Here is a 20057-nt window from a genome sequence, read left to right as displayed (position 1 = left end):
CCCGGGCGGTGCCGCCGGCGGCGCCGTGGCCAAGTCAGGCCAGTCCTTCAAGATCGGCGAGGCGGCCACCGTCCCGTTCAGCTACGGCAGCAACAAGGGCGGCCAGCTCGCCATCACGGTCACCGGCATCGACGCGGGCAACCCCTCCGACCTGGCGTCGGTGAACATCGCCGCCGACAAGGTGAAGGGCAAGACCCCCTTCTACATCCGGTACACGGTCAAGAACACCGGCAACACGGACCTGTCCTTCGCCTCCGTCGGCCACATGAAGGGCCTGCTCGACGGCGGCAGCGAGTCCGACGTCCTCCTGATCGCCGGCAAGTTCGAGAAGTGCCCGAACGAGTCGCTGCCGAAGGGCTTCACCAACGGCCAGTCGCAGAACTCCTGCGCCGTGGCCCTGGCCCCGACCGGCACCAAGGTCTCCGGCGCCCTGTACTGGGGCGACCCGTACAACAACCTGGCCTCCCCGCCCCAGAAGGGCCTCACCTGGAAGTAACGAGCGGCCCACCCGGCCCTCGCCCCTGCTGATCCGCGAACCCCCTGTGGCGGCCACCCCGCCCAGGGGGTTCCGCGCGTCCCCGGGCGGTGTCCGCGGGGTCCCGCACCCGCCGGGCCCGACAATGGCCCCATGCCCGAAGGAGACAGCGTCCACCGCGCGGCGGCCCGGCTGCACGCCGCCCTCGCGGGCAGCCCGCTCATCCACGCGGACCTGCGCGTGCCCCGCTTCGCCACCGCCGACCTCACCGGCCGCACCGTCCTCGACGTCACCCCGCGCGGCAAGCACCTGCTCACCCGCCTCGAAGGCGGCCTCACCCTCCACAGCCACCTCGGCATGGACGGCGCCTGGAGGCTCTTCGCCCCCGGCGAGAAGTGGCGCGGCGGACCCTCCCACGAGATCCGGGCCGTCCTGTCCACCGCCGGCACCACCGCCGTCGGCTACCGGCTCCCCGTACTGGAACTGCTGCGCACCGCCGACGAGGCCCGGGCCGTGGGCCACCTGGGCCCCGACCTGCTGGGCCCCGACTGGGACGAGGCCCGGGCTGCCGCCAACCTCCTGGCCGACCCCGGCCGGCCCCTCGGCGAGGCCCTGCTCGACCAGCGCAACCTGGCCGGGATCGGCAACATCTACAAGTGCGAGCTCTGCTTCCTCGCCCAGGTCACCCCCTGGACGCCGGTCGGCGCGCTCCCCGACCCCGCCGCCACCCTGCCGCGCATCGCGGCCGCCGCCCAGCGCCTGCTGGCGGCGAACACCGGCCACGGCGGCGCCCGCAACACCACCGGCAGCCGCCGCCCGGGGTGGGGGCTCTTCGTCTACGGCCGCGCCCACCGTCCCTGCCTGCGCTGCGGCACCCCCGTCCGCGAGGCCCCGCAGGACGACCGGCCGACCTACTGGTGCCCCCGCTGCCAGTCCGGCCCGACCCCGGAGCACCCCACCAGTTGACGCCCCGTCAGATCCGCTCGTACGGTCCTGGCATGCCCACACCGATCGCCTCGTACGACCTCACCGGCCGCACCGCGCTCGTCACCGGAGCCGCCGGCGGCATAGGCCGCGCCACCGCCCTCCTCCTCGCCCGGGCCGGAGCCGCCGTCCACTGCGCCGACCGCGACGAACGCGGCCTCGCCGAGACCGCCGCCCTGATCTCCAAGGACGGCGGCTCCGCCACCGCGCACCCGCTCGACGTCACCGACCGGGCCGCCCTGCGGGCCGCCGTCACCGCCGCCGGGCCGCTCGACATCGCGGCCGCCATCGCCGGAGTCATGCACACCAGCAGCGTCCTGGACACCACCGAGGAGGACCTCGACCGGATCCTCGACGTCAACTTCAAGGGCGTGCTGCGCACCTGCCAGGAGGCCGTCCGCGCGATGATCTCCGCCGGCCGCCCCGGCTCGGTCGTCACCATGGCCTCCGGCGCCGTGGACGCCGCCCAGCCCGGCCTGCTCTGCTACAGCGCCTCCAAGGCCGCGGTGGTCCAGCTGACCAAGACCCTCGCCACCGAGAGCGGCCCGCACGGGATCCGCGTCAACGCCGTCGCCCCCGGATGGATCCGCACCCCCATGACCGGCCGCCACGGCCCCGCGGTCCAGCAGCAGACGGAGGCCGCCATGGTCCGCATGTCCCCGCTGGGCCGCGTCGGCGAGCCCGAGGACATCGCCCAGGCCGTGCTCTACCTGGCCTCGGACGCCTCGTCCTTCATGACGGGCCAGATCCTGCGCCCGAACGGCGGAGTGTCGATGCCCTGGTAGCCCCGGCCCGGGACCGCTCCCGGCCTGCCCCGCGCACGGGCCCCGGCACGCAGTGCACCGGCAGCAGCCCCAGGCCCCAGCCGCCGAGCGCCAGCGCGCCCTCCACCGGGCCCGCCCCGGCCGGCGCCAGCGCCAGCCGCAGCACGGCCCACCACCACAGCGCCGCCATGGCCAGGGCGAAGGGCACCGTCACAGGTATGCGCAGCGACCGCCGCACGGCGACCTCCCGGAGGGCCGGTTCCCGGACGGGCCCATCCTCCCGCACCCTCCGCGCCGCCGCACCCAGAACGCCGGGCAGCGGCCCCGTGAGGCCCCGGAAACGGCGAGGAGCCCCGCCCGGTGCTCACACACCGGGGCGGGGCTCCTGCCACGCTCACATGCCCAACGGCAATGCTCAGGCGGCTACGACGTTCACCGCTTCCACGGGTGCCTTGATGGTCACCCGCTCGGGTCCGCCCGTGACCGAGGCCACGGAGACCGAATTGAGCATCGGGCGCACCGGTGCCGGCACCGGTTCGCTTGCGGCGGCCGACTGCGCGAGCTCCGCCAGCGACAGCTCGTCACTGACTTCGCGCATCAGCTCGGACATCCGTACGTCCAGCGCGTCGCAGATCGCGGAGAGCAGCTCGGAGGATGCCTCCTTCTGCCCCCGCTCCACCTCGGAGAGATAGCCGAGCGAAACTCGGGCGGACGAGGAGACTTCGCGCAGAGTACGGCCCTGGCGCTGGCGCTGCCGACGCAGCACGTCACCCAGCAGGCGACGGAGCAGAATCATCGGTGGCTCCCTCCTCTGACCGTGTAGCCGTAACCTTCACGCCCCACCGTACCGCCTCGCGCCGCGGCCGTGCGGGGAGCGATGTCGTGTTCACTCAGGGCTGCAAACATCAAATCCCCCCGTTCTGTTCCGTATCCTGCCCCCGCAGATTCTCGCGGAGTTCGCTCGAGAGGAGTTCGAGCACTGTCCGTACACTCTCCCTACGGATTTCCGCACGGGAGCCGTTCAACCACAGCCGGGCCGTTTTCCTGCCCGCCGGGCCCGCCACGGCGACGAAAACGGTGCCCACGGGCTGCCCGTCCTGCGGGTCGGGACCGGCCACTCCGGTCGTCGCGATCCCCCACGAGGCGCCCAGCACCCGCCGCACCCCGGCGGCCATCTCCTCGGCGACCTGCGCGTTCACCGCGCCTTCGGCCGCCAGCAGCTCCGCGTCCACCCCGAGGACGCGGTGCTTGATCTCAGTGGCGTACGCGGTGACCGAGCCGCGGAAGGCCCGCGAGGCCCCCGGCACGGCCGTCAGCTCAGAGGCCACCATTCCGCCCGTCAGCGACTCCGCGACCGCGAGCGTCTGGTCACTCTCCGCGAGCAGCCGCAGCACGTCTTCGGCCACCCCTGCCGCCCCCGCGGCACCTTCCGCCGCTTCCGCGGCCTGCGGCGCGTCCCCCGCCCCGTATGTCACTTCGAGGCCCGCTCCGCCGCCAGTCCGGCCCGGCGCAGCACCACGGCCTGCCGGATGTAGTCCAAACCGGTGACGACGGTCAGCACGACGGCGACGGCCATCACCCAGAACCGCAGGGTCGCCAGCGGCCCGGTCAGCGCGAGCACGTACATGCCCACCGCCGTCCCCTGGGCCAGGGTCTTCAGCTTGCCGCCCCGGCTGGCCGGGATCACCCCGTACCGGATCACCCAGAACCGCATCAGCGTGATGCCGAGCTCGCGCCCGAGGATCACCCCGGTCACCCACCAGGGCAGGTCGCCGAGCCAGGAGAGACACACGAGCGCCGACCCCATGATCGCCTTGTCGGCGATGGGGTCGGCGATCTTCCCGAAGTCCGTGACCAGGTTGTACGTCCTGGCGAGGTGGCCGTCGAACACGTCCGTGATCATGGCGACGGCGAAGGCCGCCCAGGCCAGCGCCCGCCAGACGGGGTCGTAGCCCCCGTCGGCGAGCAGCAGCAGGACGAATCCCGGCACGAGGACCAGCCGGATCATCGTCAGGATGTTGGCGATGTTCCAGAGGCTGGCCTGGTTGACGGCCGCAGTCCCGAGCTTCGCGCCGGGCGTGGGCCGGCGGCCGGTCCCGCCCGCCGCCGATGCCGGGACTCCGGTCATCCGGCCGCCTCCTCGAGTTCCACGCCCAGGGGCTCGGCGACGAGGTCGACGCCCAGGGTCCCGACCACCTTGGCGGTGACGATGCGCCCGGGAACCAGGCCGGCGCCGTCGGTGAAGACGACCTGGCCGTCGGTCTCGGGGGCCTGGTGGGCGGCGCGCCCGTAGGCGCCCTCGCCCTCCTCCGCCTCGTCGAGCGGGACGACCGTCTCGACGAGCACCTCCAGGGTCTCGCCGATCCGCTCCTCCGCGCGCTGCGAGGTCAGCTCCTCGGCGAGCCGCTGCATGTGCGCGAGCCGCTCGGCGATGGTGTCCTCGTCCAGCTTGCCCTCGTAGCCGGCGGCCTCGGTGCCGTCCTCGTCGGAGTAGCCGAACACGCCGATGGCGTCGAGGCGGGCGTGCGTGAGGAAACGCTCCAGCTCGGCGAAGTCCGACTCCTTCTCGCCGGGGAAGCCGACGATGAAGTTGGACCGGACGCCGGCCTGCGGGGCCTTGGAGCGGATGGTGTCCAGCAGCTCCAGGAAGCGGTCGGTGTCGCCGAAGCGGCGCATGGCGCGCAGCACGTCGGGGGCCGAGTGCTGGAAGGACAGGTCGAAGTACGGCACGACCTTGGGGGTGGAGGTGAGTACGTCGATCAGCCCGGGCCGCATCTCGGCGGGCTGCAGGTAGCTGACGCGGACGCGCTCGATGCCGTCGACGGCGGCCAGCTCGGGCAGCAGGGTCTCCAGCAGGCGGATGTCGCCCAGGTCCTTGCCGTACGAGGTGTTGTTCTCGGAGACCAGCATGACCTCCTTGACGCCCTGCTCGGCGAGCCAGCGCGTCTCGCCCAGCACGTCGCTGGGGCGGCGGGAGATGAAGGAGCCGCGGAAGGACGGGATGGCGCAGAAGGAGCAGCGCCGGTCACAGCCGGAGGCGAGCTTCACGGAGGCGACCGGGCTCTTGTCCAGGCGGCGGCGCAGCGGCGCGCGCGGCCCGGAGGCGGGCGCGAGCCCGTCCGGCAGGTCGGCGGGGGCCGGGGCGGGCTCCTCGGCGGCCTGGGCGTGGCCGGGCAGCGCCACGTCGGCGCTCTGCCGCTCGGCCGGGCTGATCGGCAGCAGCTTGCGCCGGTCGCGCGGGGTGTGCGCCTCGACGCTGCCACCGCTGAGGATGGTCTGCAGGCGGTTGGAGATGTCGGCGTAGTCGTCGAACCCGAGGACTCCGTCGGCCTCGGGGAGCGCTTCGGCGAGTTCCTTGCCGTAGCGCTCGGCCATACAGCCGACGGCGACGACGGCCTGGGTCTTGCCGTGATCCTTGAGATCGTTGGCTTCCAGCAGGGCGTCTACGGAGTCCTTCTTGGCGGCTTCGACGAAGCCACAGGTGTTGACGACGGCTACGTCCGCGTCGGCGGCGTCCTCGACGAGCTCCCAGCCATCCGCCGCCAAGCGGCCTGCGAGCTCCTCCGAGTCCACCTCGTTACGGGCGCAGCCAAGAGTGACAAGGGCGACGGTACGGCGTTCGGGCATGGACTCAAGACTACTTCGTCCCGGCGCCCGCCCCCGCCCCAAGTCCCCCCACGGCAAGATCCCCGGGGCCGGCGGCGGCCGCCGCGCGGGATCCCGGGGATCTGGAATTTCTTATTCCGTGCTGGTCAGCCCGCCTGGGCCTGGCCCTGGCGGGGGTCGTCCCTGGTGTAGGTGAGACGTTCGACCTGTCCCGACTCGAACCGCTCCTTGATCTCCTTGCCGTTCACGAACAGCTTGACGGCCCCGGCGTCACCGAGGACGAGGTCCACGGACTCCTTGTCCGTGAAGGTCTTCGACTCGCCCTGTTCGAGGGTGCCGTCGAAGAGGAGCCGGCCGCTGTGGTCCTTCGCGGAGATCCAGCTCTCGCCGGAGTCGGCCGTCAGGACCACGGTGACGAGGTCCTTGGGGGCCGCGGCGATGGCGCTGTCCGAGGGCTCGGGCTTGGGAGCCTTGGGCGCCTGCGGGTTCGGGGCGGCGGGCTGCTTGCCCGCGGTCTGCTTGGGCGCGGGCTTCGGCGAGACGGAACCTTCCGCCACCGGCCGCTTGGACTGCTCGCCGTCGCCGCCGAAGGCGGTGAAGCCGACGAAGCCGATCACCGCGACGATGGCGGCGACCATGGCGGCGGTCCAGTTGGGCCGCTGCCGCTCGGGGCGGAGCCGCTCGGCCTCGAACATCGGCGCGGCGGGGGTGGGCGCCGGCCGGCCGCCGTGGGCCGCGTCGTAGCGCTCGACCAGGGGTGCCGGGTCGAGGTGGACGGCGCGGGCGAGGGTGCGGATGTGGCCGCGGGCGTACACGTCGCCGCCGCACCGCGTGAAGTCGTCCTCTTCGATCCCGTGCACGATCGGGATGCGCACCCGGGTGGTGGAGCTGACCTCGTCGACGGTGAGCCCGGCGGCGATCCGGGCCTTCTTCAGGGTCGTCCCGATGGACGGCTCTTCGACGGAGCGCTCGACGATGCGGTCCTCGGACAGGTCCTCGGACAGGTCCTCGGACCGGTCGTCGGTCGAAGGCCGCTCTTCTTCGGGGGAGTTGGAGTTGCCGATGGACACAAGGGCGCCTTTCGAGCGTGTAGCCACCTGCTGGATGTCCAGTCTAGGGGGGTGACGAAAGGGTGGGGCAACCGGAGGGTCCGCTTCCTACGCCATACGAATGGCGACGGGAACGGCCGCCGGTGCCTCCCTCAACTTGACGCACGCCCAAGGGAAACGGTTGCCGCCGGATCCGGTGACGATCCGGCCACGATCCCATTCGGTCGGGTGAGGCGGCCGGACCCCCGTTCTAGCGGGCCGCCAGGGGCTCCCGGGGATTCCGCTTCCTCCGGGGACCGGGGTGTCCCCGGGGGTTCCCGGCACCCTCGCGGACACCCCCTACGGGGCCTCCTCGCCGCGGATCACGGCGAGCACCCCGTCGAGTTCGTCGGGCTTGACCAGCACGTCGCGGGCCTTGGACCCCTCGCTCGGCCCGACGACCCCGCGGGACTCCATCAGGTCCATGAGCCGGCCCGCCTTGGCGAAGCCGACGCGCAGCTTGCGCTGGAGCATCGAGGTGGAGCCGAACTGGGTGGAGACCACCAGCTCCGCCGCCTGGCACAGCAGGTCCAGGTCGTCGCCGATCTCCTCGTCGATCTCCTTCTTCTGCTTCTGCCCGACCGTGACGTCGTCCCGGAAGACCGGGGTCATCTGGTCCTTGCAGTGCTGGACGATCCCGGCGATCTCCTCTTCGGTGACGAAGGCGCCCTGGAGGCGGACCGGCTTGTTCGCGCCCATCGGCAGGAACAGTCCGTCACCCTTGCCGATCAGCTTCTCGGCGCCCGGCTGGTCCAGGATGACCCGGCTGTCGGCCAGGGAGGAGGTCGCGAACGCCAGCCGCGAGGGGACGTTCGCCTTGATCAGACCGGTCACCACGTCCACCGAGGGCCGCTGGGTGGCGAGCACCAGGTGGATGCCGGCCGCGCGGGCCAGCTGGGTGATGCGGACGATCGAGTCCTCGACGTCGCGCGGGGCCACCATCATCAGGTCCGCCAGCTCGTCGACGATCACCAGCAGGTACGGGTACGGGCTGAGCTCCCGCTCGCTGCCCGGCGGCAGCTTGATCTTGCCGTCCCGGATCGCCTGGTTGAAGTCGTCGATGTGCCGGTAGCCGAAGGCGGCCAGGTCGTCGTAGCGCAGGTCCATCTCGCGCACCACCCACTGGAGGGCCTCGGCGGCCCGCTTGGGGTTGGTGATGATCGGGGTGATCAGGTGCGGGATGCCCTCGTAGGCGGTCAGCTCGACCCGCTTGGGGTCGACCAGCACCATCCGCACGTCCTCCGGGGTGGCCCGGACCATGATCGAGGTGATCAGGCAGTTGATGCAGGAGGACTTTCCGGAGCCGGTGGCGCCCGCGACGAGCACGTGCGGCATCTTGGCGAGGTTGGCCATGACGTAGCCGCCCTCGACGTCCTTGCCCAGCGCGACCAGCATCGGGTGGTCGTCCTCGGCGGCGTCCGCGAGGCGCAGCACGTCGCCCAGGTTGACCATCTCGCGGTCGGTGTTCGGGATCTCGATGCCGACGGCCGACTTGCCCGGGATCGGGCTGATGATCCGCACGTCGGGCGAGGCCACGGCGTACGCGATGTTCTTCGCCAGCGCCGTGATCCGCTCGACCTTCACCGCGGCGCCGAGCGTCACCTCGTACCGGGTGACCGTCGGCCCCCGGGTGAAGCCGGTGACCTGCGCGTCCACCTTGAACTCGGTGAACACGTTCGTCAGCGCCGCCACCACCGTGTCGTTGGCGGCGCTGCGGGTCTTGCCCGGCCCGCCCTTCTCCAGCAGCTCCAGCGAGGGCAGTGCGTACGTGATGTCCCCGCGCAGCTGGAGCTGTTCGGCCCGGGCCGGCAGCGGCTGGGCCGGCGGCGGGGTCTTCGTCAGGTCCGGCACCGACAGCGTCCCGGAGACCGCGGCGGTCCGCTCGTGCGGGGCACCGTCGGCGTCGTCGCGGCCGTCGGGGCCGTCGGCCGGAGCCGGGGCCTGCACCGGAGCAGGCGCCCGGGCGGCGGCGGGCCGCTCCTCCCGCGCGGGCGGCACCGGAGCGGTGATCTCCGCCCCCTCCCCCCGGCCGGCGATCCCCTGGGTGAGATCGGCGACCAGCGGGTTCGGCGGCAGCCCCCCGTAGACCACCCCGTCCAGCGCGGCCGCTGCCGCCGCCGCGACGTCGACGGCGTCCGGCTCGCGCCCGCCGGGCCGCGCGGCGCTCCGCCGCGGCCGGCGCCGCCGGGCCAGGGCCGCTTCCTCCGCCTCGTCCACCGCGCCGCCTGCGCCGCCTGCGCCGCCTGCGCGGGCCTGCCACTGCTCGGCGTCATGCCGGTCCGGCCGACCGGGCCGCCCGGCGCCCTCGTGCGGCTCCCCGTACCCCTCGTCGTATTCGTTGGGCTGGATCACCCCGAGCCGGATCCCGGCGCGGCGCAGCCGCTGCGGGATCGCCGCGACCGGGGTGGCGGTGACCACCAGCAACCCGAAGACCGTCAGCAGCACCAGCATGGGCACGGCCAGCGGCGCCCCCATGGTGAAGATCAGCGGCTTGGAGGCGGCCCAGCCGATCAGCCCGCCCGCGTTCTGCATGGCGGTGGTGCCCTCGTCCCGGCCGGGTGCCCCACAGGCGATGTGCACCAGCCCGAGGACGCCGATGACCAGGGCGGACAGGCCGATGCCGATGCGCCCGTTGGCATCGGTCTGCTCGGGGTGGCGGATGAAACGTGCCGCCATGACCCCCAGCAGGATCGGCACGAGCAGGTCCAGGCGCCCGAAGGCCCCGGTGACCAGCATCGTGACCAGCTCCCCGACGGGCCCGCTCAGGTTCGACCAGGTGCCGGCGGCGACGATCAGCGCGAGGGCGAGCAGCAGCAGCGCCACGCCGTCCTTGCGGTGGGCCGGGTCCAGGTTCCTGGCGCCCCTGCCGATCCCGCGGAACAGGCCGCCGACGGCGTGCGCGAGACCGAGCCAGCACCAGCGGACCAGCCGCACCACTCCCCCGCTCGGCGACGGCGCCGGCTTCGCGGCGGCCTTCTTCGCCGCGGGGCGCTTGGCCGCGGCGGCCTTCTTCGCGGGGGGCTTACGCGGGGCCGCCTTCTTGGTCGGCGCCGTCGTACGGCCGGTGCGGCCCTTCGCGGCGCCCGCGGTGCTCTGGGAACCCTTGCCGGACGTACTTGAGGCCATGGGGCCGAGGTTACCTGTGCGCACGCCGGTGGACACGCGTGCCCACCCCTTCACCCGTTCGTGTCGCCCCGCCCGCAAGCGCTTTGACGCCGAAGCGCTTTGACGCCGTGCCAGAACCGACGGGGCCCCAGCCGGGTCGCCGGGCGGGCCGCTCCGCCGTCGCGCGGCGGGGCGGCCCCCCGGTCTCAGCTCTGCGCGGGCAGGACGGCGGCTCCCCCGCTGGCACCCGGCTCCAGCGCGTCGAGCGCCCGCCGCAGCCCGGTCAGCTTCCGCTCCAGGTGGGCGGCGGTGGCGACCACCCCCGCGTCCGCCGAGTCCTCGCCGAGCTGCTTGGTCAGCGCCTCGGCCTGTTCCTCGACCGCGGCCAGCCGCGCGGACAGCTCGGCCAGCAGCCCGGCCGCCTCCCGGCCGCCGTCGCCGTTGGTGCCGCCGCCCTCCAGCTGGAGGCGCAGCAGGGCCGCCTGCTCCCGCAGCTGGCAGTTCTTGGTGTACAGCTCGACGAACACCGAGACCTTGGCACGCAGCACCCACGGGTCGAACGGCTTCGAGATGTAGTCCACCGCGCCCGCCGCGTAACCGCGGAAGGTGTGGTGGGGACCGTGGTTGATCGCGGTGAGGAAGATGATCGGGATGTCGCGGGTCCGCTCGCGCCGCTTGATGTGCGCGGCCGTTTCGAATCCGTCCATGCCCGGCATCTGGACATCCAGCAGGATGACCGCGAAATCGTCCGTGAGCAGCGCTTTGAGCGCCTCCTCCCCCGACGACGCCCGGACCAGTGTCTGATCGAGCGCGGAGAGGATGGCCTCCAGCGCCAGCAGATTCTCCGGCCGGTCGTCGACCAGGAGGATCTTGGCCTTCTGCACCATGCCCTGTCCTCCTCGCCCCGGCATGGGGCCTCCCCGGCTCCTGGCTCCGGCATGCGCGCCGGGCCCCGCCCCAGAGGACGGCATCCTTGAGCCGTCCGTCCTTGTGCCGGTCATCGTAGCCCCAGTCCCGAGATCGCCACACCCTGTCACCAAGATGTCACTGTGCCCGAAGCGGAAACGCGGGGGGAGGCCCAAAGGTTCCCCTCCCGGTCCCCGCCCGCGGCCGCCCTCCGATCAGTCTCCGCGCATGTGCTGTTCCATGACCGTCAGCAGGTAATCCGGCTCGACCGGCTTGGTGACGTAGTCCGAAGCCCCCGAGTCGATGGCCTTCTCCCGGTCGCCCTTCATCGCCTTCGCCGTCAGCGCGATGATCGGCAGCCCCGCGAACTGCGGCATCCGCCGGATCGCCGAGGTCGTCGCGTACCCGTCCATCTCCGGCATCATGATGTCCATCAGCACGACCGCCACGTCGTCGTTCTGCTCCAGGACCTCGATGCCCTCCCGGCCGTTCTCCGCGTACAGCACCGCCAGCCCGTGCTGCTCCAGCACGCTCGTCAGCGCGAACACGTTCCGGACGTCGTCGTCCACGATCAGCACCCGCTCACCGTGGAAGTCGTACGTCCGCGGCGGCGCCGGCAGCGGCTCCTCCATCCCCCACGCGTCGCCGCCCTCCGGCTGCCCCGGCACCTCCGTGCGCGGCAGCGGCCCGGCCGCCGACTGCTTGCGCCGGTGCCGGAACAGCGCAGAGGAGCCCTGCCCGGGCGCCTCGGCCACCGGCAGCGCCTGCCGCGGCGGCGCCGCTCCCAGCGGCGCGGGCGGCGGCACCGGGAGCGGCTGCACCGCGACCGGCTCCTCGGCCGCCCTGCGGTACTCCCCGCGCGCCCCGCCGGGCGTCGGCGGCGCGTACCCCTGCGGCGGCAGCTCGCTCGGGTGCAGCGGCAGGTACAGCGTGAACGTCGAGCCCCGGCCGGGCTCGCTCGCCGCGTGGATCTCCCCGCCCAGCAGCCGGGCGATCTCCCGGCTGATCGACAGCCCCAGGCCAGTGCCCCCGTACTTGCGGCTGGTCGTGCCGTCGGCCTGCTTGAACGCCTCGAAGATCACCAGCATCTTGCTCGCCGCGATCCCGATCCCCGTGTCCGTCACGGAGAAGGCGATCAGGTCGGCGTCCGCGTCCCGCAGCGACCCCGCCTCCAGCAGCTGCTCCCGGATGGCCGTCGGCACGTCGGCCCCGGCGGGCCGGATCACCAGCTCCACGGCACCGTTGTCGGTGAACTTCACCGCGTTCGACAGCAGGTTGCGCAGCACCTGCAGCAGCCGCTGCTCGTCCGTGTGCAGGGTCGCGGGCAGCTCCGGCGAGACCCGCACCGAGAAGTCGAGGCCCTTCTCCGCCGTCAGCGGCCGGAAGGTGGCCTCCACGTAGTCCACCAGCTGCACCAGCGCGATCCGCGTCGGCGAGACGTCCATCTTGCCCGCCTCGACCTTCGACAGGTCCAGGATGTCGTTGATCAGCTGGAGCAGGTCCGAGCCCGCGCCGTGGATCGTCTCCGCGAACTCCACCTGCTTCGGCGACAGGTTCTCGTCCGCGTTGTCGGCGAGCAGCTTCGCCAGGATCAGCAGCGAGTTCAACGGCGTCCGCAGCTCGTGTGACATGTTCGCGAGGAACTCGCTCTTGTACCGCATCGAGACCGCGAGCTGCTCGGCACGCTCCTCCAGGACCTGCCGGGCCTCCTCGATCTCGGTGTTCTTCACCTCGATGTCCCGGTTCTGCTGGGCCAGCAGCTCGGCCTTCTCCTCCAGCTCGGCGTTGGCCGCCTGGAGCGCCTTCTGCCGGTTCTCCAGCTCGTCGGAACGCTCCCGCAGCTGCTCGGTCATCTCCTGCGACTGCTTGAGCAGCATCTCCGTCTTGGAGTTCACGGAGATGGTGTTGACGCTCGTACCGATCATCTCGGCGATCTGGCTCAGGAAGTCCTTCTGGATCTGCGTGAACGGCGTGAACGACGCCAGCTCGATGACGCCGAGCACCTTCCCCTCGAACAGCACCGGCAGCACGATCACGTGCGCCGGCCGCGCCTCGCCCAGCCCCGAGGAGATCTTCAGGTACCCGGGCGGGGTGTTCTCCACCAGGACCGTCCGCTTCTCCTCGGCGACCGTGCCGATCAGCCCCTCACCGGGCCGGAAGGAGATGGGCATCTGGCCGCCCGCGTACGCGTAACTGCCGCGCATCCGCAGCTCGTACGAGCCCTCCGCGCCGCCGTCCGCCCCGATCTCGGGCGTTCCGCCGGCCGGGACGGCGAGGAAGAACGCGCCGTGCTGCGCGGAGACCACCGGGGTCAGCTCGCTCATGATCAGCGAGGCCACGTCGTCCAGGTCGCGGCGGCCCTGCATCAGGGCCGAGATCCGGGCGAGGTTGCCCTTGAGCCAGTCCTGCTCCTTGTTGGCCAGGGTGGTGTCGCGCAGGTTCACGATCATCGTGTTGATGTTGTCCTGGAGCACCTGGATCTCGCCCGCCGCGTCCACGTCGACCTTCAGGCTCAGGTCGCCGCGGGTCACCGCGGTGGCCACGGCCGCGATGGCACGGACCTGCCGGGTGAGGTTGCCGGCCATCTCGTTCACGGACTCGGTCAGGTCCCGCCAGGTGCCGTCCACGTCCCGCACCCGGGCCTGACCGCCGAGGATGCCCTCGGTACCCACCTCGCGGGCCACCCGCGTCACCTGGTCGGCGAAGGAGGACAGCTGGTCGACCATCGTGTTGATGGTCGTCTTGAGCTCCAGGATCTCCCCGCGGGCATCGATGTCGATCTTCTTGGTCATGTCGCCCTTGGCGATGGCGGTCGTGACCATGGCGATCTGCCGCACCTGCCCGGTCAGGTTGGACGCCATGAAGTTCACCGAGTCGGTGAGGTCCTTCCACGTCCCCGAGACGCCCGGCACGTGGGCCTGGCCGCCGAGGCGGCCCTCCGTGCCCACCTCGCGGGCCACGCGCGTGACCTCGTCCGCGAAGGAAGACAGCGTCTTCACCATCGTGTTGACCGTGTCGGCGAGCTGCGCGACCTCACCGCGCGCCTCGACGGTTACCTTCTTCGTCAGGTCGCCGTTGGCGACGGCCGCCGAGACCTGGGCGATCCCGCGCACCTGCGCCGTCAGGTTCCCGGCCATCGTGTTGACGTTGTCGCTGAGGTCCTTCCAGATGCCCGTGACCCCTCGGACCCGGGCCTGGCCGCCGAGGATGCCCTCGGTACCCACCTCACGCGCCACCCGCGTCACCTGCTCCGCGAAGGACGACAGCTGGTCGACCATCGTGTTCACGGTGGTGACCAGTTCGAGGATCTCGCCCTTGGCGTCCACCGTGATCTTCTTCGAGAGGTCGCCCATGGCCACGGCCGTGGTCACCTCGGCGATGTTGCGCACCTGCGAGGTCAGGTTGTTCGCCATGAAGTTGACGGACTGGGTGAGGTCCTTCCAGGTGCCGGAGACGCCCTTCACCTCCGCCTGCCCGCCGAGGATGCCCTCGGTACCCACCTCGCGGGCCACCCGGGTCACCTGCTCCGCGAAGTTCGACAGCTGGTCGACCATCGTGTTGAGGGTGTTCTTCAGCTCCAGGATCTCGCCCCGGGCGTCCACGTCGATCTTCTGCGACAGGTCGCCCCGCGCCACCGCCGTCGCGACCTGCGCGATGTTGCGCACCTGCGAAGTCAGGTTCCCGGCCATGCCGTTCACCGAATCCGTCAGGTCCCGCCACACACCGGCCACACCCGGCACCTGCGCCTGACCGCCGAGCCGGCCCTCGGTCCCCACGTCCCGGGCCACCCGGGTCACCTGCTCCGCGAAGGCGGAGAGCTGGTCGACCATCGTGTTGAGGGTGTTCTTCAGCTCCAGGATCTCGCCCCGGGCGTCCACGTCGATCTTCTGCGACAGGTCGCCCCGCGCCACCGCCGTCGTCACCTGGGCGATCTGACGCACCTGCGAAGTCAGGTTCCCCGCCATGAAGTTGACGGAGTCGGTGAGCTCCTTCCAGGTGCCGGAGACCCCCTCGACCTTGGCCTGGCCGCCGAGCCGCCCCTCCGTACCCACGTCCCGGGCCACCCGGGTCACCTGCTCCGCGAACGCCGACAGCTGGTCCACCATCGTGTTCACGGTGTTCTTCAGCTGGAGCATCTCACCGGAGACGTCCACCGTGACCTTCTGCGACAGGTCGCCGTTGGCCACCGCCGTGGTCACCTGCGCGATGTTGCGGACCTGCCCGGTGAGGTTGCGGAAGGCGGTGTTCACCGAGTCGGTGAGGTCCTTCCACGTACCCGCCGCCCCCGGCACCTGCGCCTGACCGCCCAGCTCGCCCTCGACGCCGACCTCGCGGGCCACCCGCGTCACCTCGGAACCGAAGGACTGGAGCTGGTCCACCATCGTGTTGACGGTGTTCTTCAGCTCCAGCATCTCGCCGGCCACGTCGACCGTGACCTTCTGCGACAGATCACCGTTGGCCACGGCGGTCGTCACCTGGGCGATGTCCCGCACCTGCGTGGTCAGGTTGCGGAAGACCGTGTTCACCGAGTCGGTGAGGTCCTTCCACGTACCCGCCGCCCCCGGCACCTGCGCCTGACCGCCCAGGAGGCCCTTCGCACCGACCTCGCTGGCCACGCGCGTGACCTCGTCCGCGAAGGTCCGCAGCGTCTCCGTCATCTGATTGATCGTTTCGGCCAGCTGCGCGACCTCGCCCCGCGCGCTGACCCGCACCTTCTGCGACAGGTCACCGTTCGCGACGGCCGTGGTGACCTGCGCGATCCCGCGCACCTGCGCCGTCAGGTTCCCCGCCATCGTGTTGACGGAGTCGGTCAGGTCCTTCCACACGCCGGCGACGCCGGGCACCTTCGCCTGGCCGCCCAGCTCGCCCTCCGTACCCACCTCGCGGGCGACGCGCGTCACCTCGGAGGAGAACGAGGACAGCTGGTCCACCATCGTGTTCACGGTGTTCTTCAGCTGGAGCATCTCGCCGGCCACGTGCACCGTGACCTTGCGCGACAGATCGCCCTTTGCGACCGCCGTCGTGACGAGGGCGATGTCACGCACCTGAGCGGTGAGCCGGTACGCCATGGTGTTGACGGAGTCGGTCAGGTCCTTCCAAGAACCGGACATTCCGCGCACCTGGGCCTGACCGCCCAGCTTGCCCTCGGTACCGACCTCCAGCGCCACCCGCGTCACCTCGTCGGTGAACGCCGACAGCTGGTCGACCAGGTTGTTGACCGTGCGCCCGACCTTCAGGAACTCCCCGCGCAGCGGATGCCCCGTCCCGTCCGGGGCCGGCGTCCGCAGGTCCATCCGCTGGTCCAGGTCACCCTCGGCCACCGCCGACAGCACCCGGCCCACCTCGGACACCGGCCGCGCGAGATCGTCGACCAGCTGGTTCGACGCGTCGATCGCGGCCGCCCAGGACCCCTCGCAGGCCCCCGTCTCCAGCCGCTCGCTCAGCTTGCCCTCACGGCCCACCATCCGCCGTACCCGGGACAGCTCACCGGTCAGGTGCAGATTGCGGTCGGCGACCTCGTTGTAGACGGCGGCGATCTCCGCCATCACGCCTTCGCCGGAGACCGTCAGCCGCTTGCGGAAGTTCCCGTCCCGCATCGACACCAGGGCCGTGAGCAGACGGTTCAGAGCGGCGGTGTCCACTTCCGTGGTCCCGTTCCGCCGGGACCGCCCGCCCTTGGGCCGCGTTCCCGTACGCCGCACCGCTGCGCCAGACTCCACCGTGTCCCTCCCGAAAGGGTCGACCTCTGTTCCACCGGACACCGGCTGTCCAAGAGCCGGCTCTCCAAGCCTGCCCAGTGTTTCACCCTGGCCGAACCCGGCGATAACACTTCGGCACCATCGCACACCGGCCGCACCCCGCGGGTGGAATCCGGTACGACGGCCTCATGGCGACCGCGAAGGTAAGTAACCTGGCATCCGATGTCCAACCGCGTCGAAGGAGACTCGTGATCACGGCACGGGCGGCTGCCAGTTTCGACCCTCAAGGGCGGTCGGTCGCCGCCGCCCGCACGTTCGTGCGCGACACGCTGCAGGGCTGGGGCTTCGCGGACATCGTCGACGACGCGGTCGTACTGACCAGCGAGCTCGTCACCAACGCCGTGGTCCACGCCGGAACCAAGGCCGAGGTCCTGTGCCTGCGCGCCGAGGACGGCGTACGCGTCGAGGTCGCCGACCGCTACCCCGAGCGCGAGCTGCCCCTGCGGCACCCCGGCGAGCGCCCCTACGCCGACCCCGACCGCGAGAGCGGCCGCGGGCTGATGCTCTGCGCCGCCCTCGCCACCCGCTGGGGCGTCGAGTACACCGCCACCCACAAGCACGTGTGGTTCCGCCTCGACCTCCCGGACCGGCCGGTCGGTACCCGCTCCGCGGGCCCCGTCGTACCGGACCAGTTCCTGCCCCTGGCCGAGAGCCGGGTCCGCGTCGCCGTCCTCCAGATCGACGCCGCCGACGCCATCTCCGCCTGGAACGACGACGCCGAGCACATCTTCGGCTACCCCGCCGAGAAGGCCGTCGGCCGCCCCCTCGCCGAGATCGCCGCCTGGCCGCAGACGCCGGGCACCGGCACCGGCGTCGCCGAGGCCCTGCGCCTGTCCCGCTGGGAGGGCAGTTACGGCATCCGCGGCTCCGACGGCCGCGTCATCCCCGTCTACGCCTCCCACCTGCGGGTCCGCGACGCCCACGGCGAGCCCTCCATCGTCTGCCTCCTCGTCCACGACGACGAGCGGGCCCTGCTCCAGACCCCCGTACGCGTCCCCTCCTCCGACGGCCAGCACAGCGAGCCGCGCCCCACCGACCCCTTCGAGGTCTTCATCGGCTCCCCCGCCCCCGACGACCTCGACGGACTGCTGCAACGCACCGTCGAACGGGCCCGCGACATGCTCGACGCCGACGCCGCCTTCCTGCTGCTGGCCACCGACGACGAGACCGAGCTGGAGGTCCGCGCGACCACCGGCCTGCCCTCGACCCGCCAGCGCTTCGCCCGCGTCCCCGTCGAGGCCGGCACCAGCCGCTACGGATCGGCCCGCCTGCCCGCCGTCCACGACGACCTCTCCGTCGTCCCCGGAGCCGTACCGCTCCTGGAGTCCACCGGCATGCGCTCGGTCGTCACCGTCCCCCTCAAGGTCGAGGGCCGCCTCACCGGCTCCCTCGGCATCGCCGCCGAGGGCCCGGGCCGCTACACGAACGAGGACGCCCTGCGCCTCCAGTTCGCCGCCGACCGCATCGCGCTCGCCGTCGAGTCGGCCCGCCTCGGCGAGCTGGAACGCCTGCGCCGCGGCTCCCTGTCCTTCCTCGTCGAGGCCTCCGACCTGCTCGCCGGCACCCTCGACCGGGACCAGACCCTGGCCCTCATGGCCCAGATGACCGTCCCGACGCTCGCCACCTGGTGCGCCGTCTACACCATCGCCGACCAGACCTCGGACCCCTACCTCGCCTACGTCCTGCACGAGGACGAGGAGCGCATCGACGGCCTGAAGGCCCTCCTGTCGCGCGTGCAACCGCCCGAACCGGTCCGCGAGGCCGGCGCCCGCCCCTGGCCGACGACGGCCGCCGCGGTCGGCGGCGAGACGGTCGTCCTGCCCCTCCTCGCCCGCAACCGGGTGATCGGCATGCTGACCCTCGGCAAGCCCAGCGAGGAGCACTTCCGCCAGGAGATCCTGGAGCTCGCGGACGACCTCTCCCGCCGCGCGGCCCTCGCCCTGGACAACGCGCGCCTCTACTCCGAGCGCACCGCCATCAGCCGCTCCCTCCAGCGCAGCCTCCTGCCGCCCGGCTCCCCCGCCATCCCCGGCATGGAGGTCGAGGTCATCTACCGCGCCGCCGGCGAGGGCAACGAGGTCGGCGGCGACTTCTACGACGTCTTCCCGATCCGCGACGGCGCGTACGGCTTCGCCATCGGCGACGTCTGCGGTACGGGCCCCGAGGCGGCCGCCGTCACCGGCCTGGCCCGCCACGCCCTGCGCCTCCTGGCCCGCGAGGGCCTCGGCGGCCCGGCGGTCCTGGAACGCCTCAACGCGGCCATCCTCGACGAGGGCGCCCGCAGCCGCTTCCTCACCCTCCTCTACGGGGAACTGCACCCGCAGCCCGACGGCGGCGCCCTGATGAAGGTCGTCTGCGCCGGCCATCCCCTCCCACTGAGGCTGCGCCCGGACGGCGAGGTCACCCCGGCCGCGGAGCCGCAGCCGCTGCTCGGTGTGATCGACGACCTGGACCTCTACGAACAGACCATGACCCTCGACCCGGGCGACGTCCTGCTGTGCGTCACGGACGGCGTCACCGAGCGCCGCGAGGGCACCAGGATGCTCGGCGACGACGGCCTCGCGGAGGTCCTCACCACCTGCACCGGCCTCACGGCCGGCGCGGTCGCCTCCCGCGTCCTGCGCGCGGTCGAGCGCTTCGCGGCGGAGCCGGCCTCGGACGACATGGCCATCCTGGCCTTCCGCGTCCCCCAGCAGCGCGGAGCCTCCTGAGCCACGCCCGGCTCCCCAGCCCCCGGCCAGGCGCCCGGGGCTGGGGGGGCTGGGGCGAGCAGCTCCCCGACTGGGCCCGGAACGCAAAAAGGCCCCCGCCAGATGGCGGGGGCCTTTTTCCTTGGAGCCCTTTAACGGAATCGAACCGTTGACCTTCTCCTTACCATGGAGACGCTCTACCGACTGAGCTAAAAGGGCGGGTTGTTCGGCGGCGTCCTACTCTCCCACAGGGTCCCCCCTGCAGTACCATCGGCGCTGAAAGGCTTAGCTTCCGGGTTCGGAATGTAACCGGGCGTTTCCCTAACGCTATGACCACCGAAACACTATGAAGTTGGAACTCCAGCCGGCAAGGCGAGTTCGTTACTTCAGAACTAACACAGTGGACGCGAGCAACTGAGGACAAGCCCTCGGCCTATTAGTACCAGTCAGCTCCACCCGTTACCGGGCTTCCACATCTGGCCTATCAACCCAGTCGTCTACTGGGAGCCTTACCCTCTCAAGGAGGTGGGAATACTCATCTTGAAGCAGGCTTCCCGCTTAGATGCTTTCAGCGGTTATCCCTCCCGAACGTAGCCAACCAGCCATGCCCTTGGCAGGACAACTGGCACACCAGAGGTTCGTCCGTCCCGGTCCTCTCGTACTAGGGACAGCCCTTCTCA

General features: G+C 71.7%; 13 protein-coding genes, 1 tRNA gene, 1 rRNA gene and 1 other annotated feature (1 of these 16 running past the window's edge). Of the genes, 4 read left to right on the top strand and 11 right to left on the bottom strand.

Annotated elements, in window-relative coordinates:
* The 3 genes from SSNG_RS26230 to SSNG_RS26220 all read left to right on the top strand — a co-directional run.
* The coding region (locus SSNG_RS26230; protein WP_206731335.1) for a hypothetical protein at positions 1-496 on the top strand (496 nt) is incomplete at its 5' end.
* 132 nt (positions 497-628) lie between these two features.
* Positions 629-1441 carry a DNA-formamidopyrimidine glycosylase family protein gene (locus SSNG_RS26225; protein WP_007266939.1) on the top strand — a complete coding sequence of 271 codons (813 nt, stop codon included), beginning with the start codon at positions 629-631 and terminating at the stop codon, positions 1439-1441.
* 32 nt (positions 1442-1473) lie between these two features.
* Positions 1474-2244, top strand: a complete 771-nt coding sequence (locus SSNG_RS26220; protein ID WP_042801955.1) for an SDR family NAD(P)-dependent oxidoreductase — start codon at positions 1474-1476, stop codon at positions 2242-2244.
* On the opposite strand, the gene SSNG_RS44100 is transcribed toward SSNG_RS26220, so the two are convergent.
* From SSNG_RS44100 to SSNG_RS26180, 9 genes are all read right to left on the bottom strand, one after another.
* A complete protein-coding gene (locus SSNG_RS44100; RefSeq protein WP_128637541.1) occupies positions 2192-2413 on the bottom strand; it encodes a hypothetical protein in 222 nt (73 codons plus the stop codon). The two genes, SSNG_RS26220 and SSNG_RS44100, sit on opposite strands and share 53 nt — an antisense overlap.
* A 225-nt stretch (positions 2414-2638) precedes the next feature.
* Positions 2639-3019, bottom strand: a complete 381-nt coding sequence (locus SSNG_RS26215) for a helix-turn-helix transcriptional regulator (protein WP_007266936.1) — start codon at positions 3017-3019, stop codon at positions 2639-2641.
* 109 nt (positions 3020-3128) lie between these two features.
* Complete coding sequence (locus SSNG_RS26210) at positions 3129-3629, bottom strand: CinA family protein (RefSeq protein WP_042804126.1); 501 nt, start codon at positions 3627-3629, stop codon at positions 3129-3131.
* 65 nt (positions 3630-3694) lie between these two features.
* A complete protein-coding gene (gene pgsA / locus SSNG_RS26205) occupies positions 3695-4351 on the bottom strand; it encodes a CDP-diacylglycerol--glycerol-3-phosphate 3-phosphatidyltransferase (RefSeq protein WP_007266934.1) in 657 nt (218 codons plus the stop codon).
* A complete protein-coding gene (gene rimO / locus SSNG_RS26200; RefSeq protein ID WP_007266933.1) occupies positions 4348-5850 on the bottom strand; it encodes a 30S ribosomal protein S12 methylthiotransferase RimO in 1503 nt (500 codons plus the stop codon). Before rimO ends, pgsA begins: the two co-directional genes overlap by 4 nt.
* A gap of 125 nt (positions 5851-5975) precedes the next feature.
* Complete coding sequence (locus SSNG_RS26195) at positions 5976-6899, bottom strand: RodZ domain-containing protein (RefSeq protein WP_007266932.1); 924 nt, start codon at positions 6897-6899, stop codon at positions 5976-5978.
* A 318-nt stretch (positions 6900-7217) separates the two neighbouring features.
* Positions 7218-10043 carry a DNA translocase FtsK gene (locus SSNG_RS26190; RefSeq protein WP_007266931.1) on the bottom strand — a complete coding sequence of 942 codons (2826 nt, stop codon included), beginning with the start codon at positions 10041-10043 and terminating at the stop codon, positions 7218-7220.
* 185 nt (positions 10044-10228) lie between these two features.
* On the bottom strand, positions 10229-10909 hold the full coding sequence (locus SSNG_RS26185; RefSeq protein WP_007266930.1) for a response regulator: 681 nt from the start codon (positions 10907-10909) through the stop codon (positions 10229-10231).
* Between the two features lie 234 nt (positions 10910-11143).
* Entirely contained in the window at positions 11144-16648 is a 5505-nt protein-coding gene (locus SSNG_RS26180; RefSeq protein WP_206731334.1) for a HAMP domain-containing protein, read from the bottom strand.
* A gap of 227 nt (positions 16649-16875) precedes the next feature.
* Between SSNG_RS26180 and SSNG_RS26175 the strand changes: the two genes are divergently transcribed.
* Complete coding sequence (locus SSNG_RS26175; RefSeq protein ID WP_042801950.1) at positions 16876-19398, top strand: SpoIIE family protein phosphatase; 2523 nt, start codon at positions 16876-16878, stop codon at positions 19396-19398.
* A gap of 122 nt (positions 19399-19520) precedes the next feature.
* On the opposite strand, the gene SSNG_RS26170 is transcribed toward SSNG_RS26175, so the two are convergent.
* Together SSNG_RS26170 and rrf are read right to left on the bottom strand one after the other, a co-directional pair.
* A tRNA-Thr gene (locus SSNG_RS26170) sits at positions 19521-19596 on the bottom strand.
* 5 nt (positions 19597-19601) lie between these two features.
* Positions 19602-19718, bottom strand: a 5S ribosomal RNA gene (gene rrf, locus SSNG_RS26165).
* A 75-nt stretch (positions 19719-19793) separates the two neighbouring features.
* Positions 19794-20057: a sequence feature (mutual gap in cmsearch alignment for this rRNA model is longer than 100), on the bottom strand (it continues 2780 nt past the right edge of the window).

Source organism: Streptomyces sp. C (genome assembly GCF_000158895.1).
GTDB lineage: Bacteria > Actinomycetota > Actinomycetes > Streptomycetales > Streptomycetaceae > Streptomyces > Streptomyces racemochromogenes.
This window is presented reverse-complemented; position numbering and strand designations above follow the sequence as displayed.

Coding starts and splice junctions, on each gene's coding strand:
- SSNG_RS26225 (WP_007266939.1), top strand. CDS start 629: ATGCCCGAAGGAGACAGCGTCCACCGCGCGGCGGCCCGGCTGCACGCC.
- SSNG_RS26220 (WP_042801955.1), top strand. CDS start 1,474: ATGCCCACACCGATCGCCTCGTACGACCTCACCGGCCGCACCGCGCTC.
- SSNG_RS44100 (WP_128637541.1), bottom strand. CDS start 2,413: ATGGCGGCGCTGTGGTGGTGGGCCGTGCTGCGGCTGGCGCTGGCGCCG.
- SSNG_RS26215 (WP_007266936.1), bottom strand. CDS start 3,019: ATGATTCTGCTCCGTCGCCTGCTGGGTGACGTGCTGCGTCGGCAGCGC.
- pgsA (WP_007266934.1), bottom strand. CDS start 4,351: ATGACCGGAGTCCCGGCATCGGCGGCGGGCGGGACCGGCCGCCGGCCC.
- rimO (WP_007266933.1), bottom strand. CDS start 5,850: ATGCCCGAACGCCGTACCGTCGCCCTTGTCACTCTTGGCTGCGCCCGT.
- SSNG_RS26190 (WP_007266931.1), bottom strand. CDS start 10,043: ATGGCCTCAAGTACGTCCGGCAAGGGTTCCCAGAGCACCGCGGGCGCC.
- SSNG_RS26185 (WP_007266930.1), bottom strand. CDS start 10,909: ATGGTGCAGAAGGCCAAGATCCTCCTGGTCGACGACCGGCCGGAGAAT.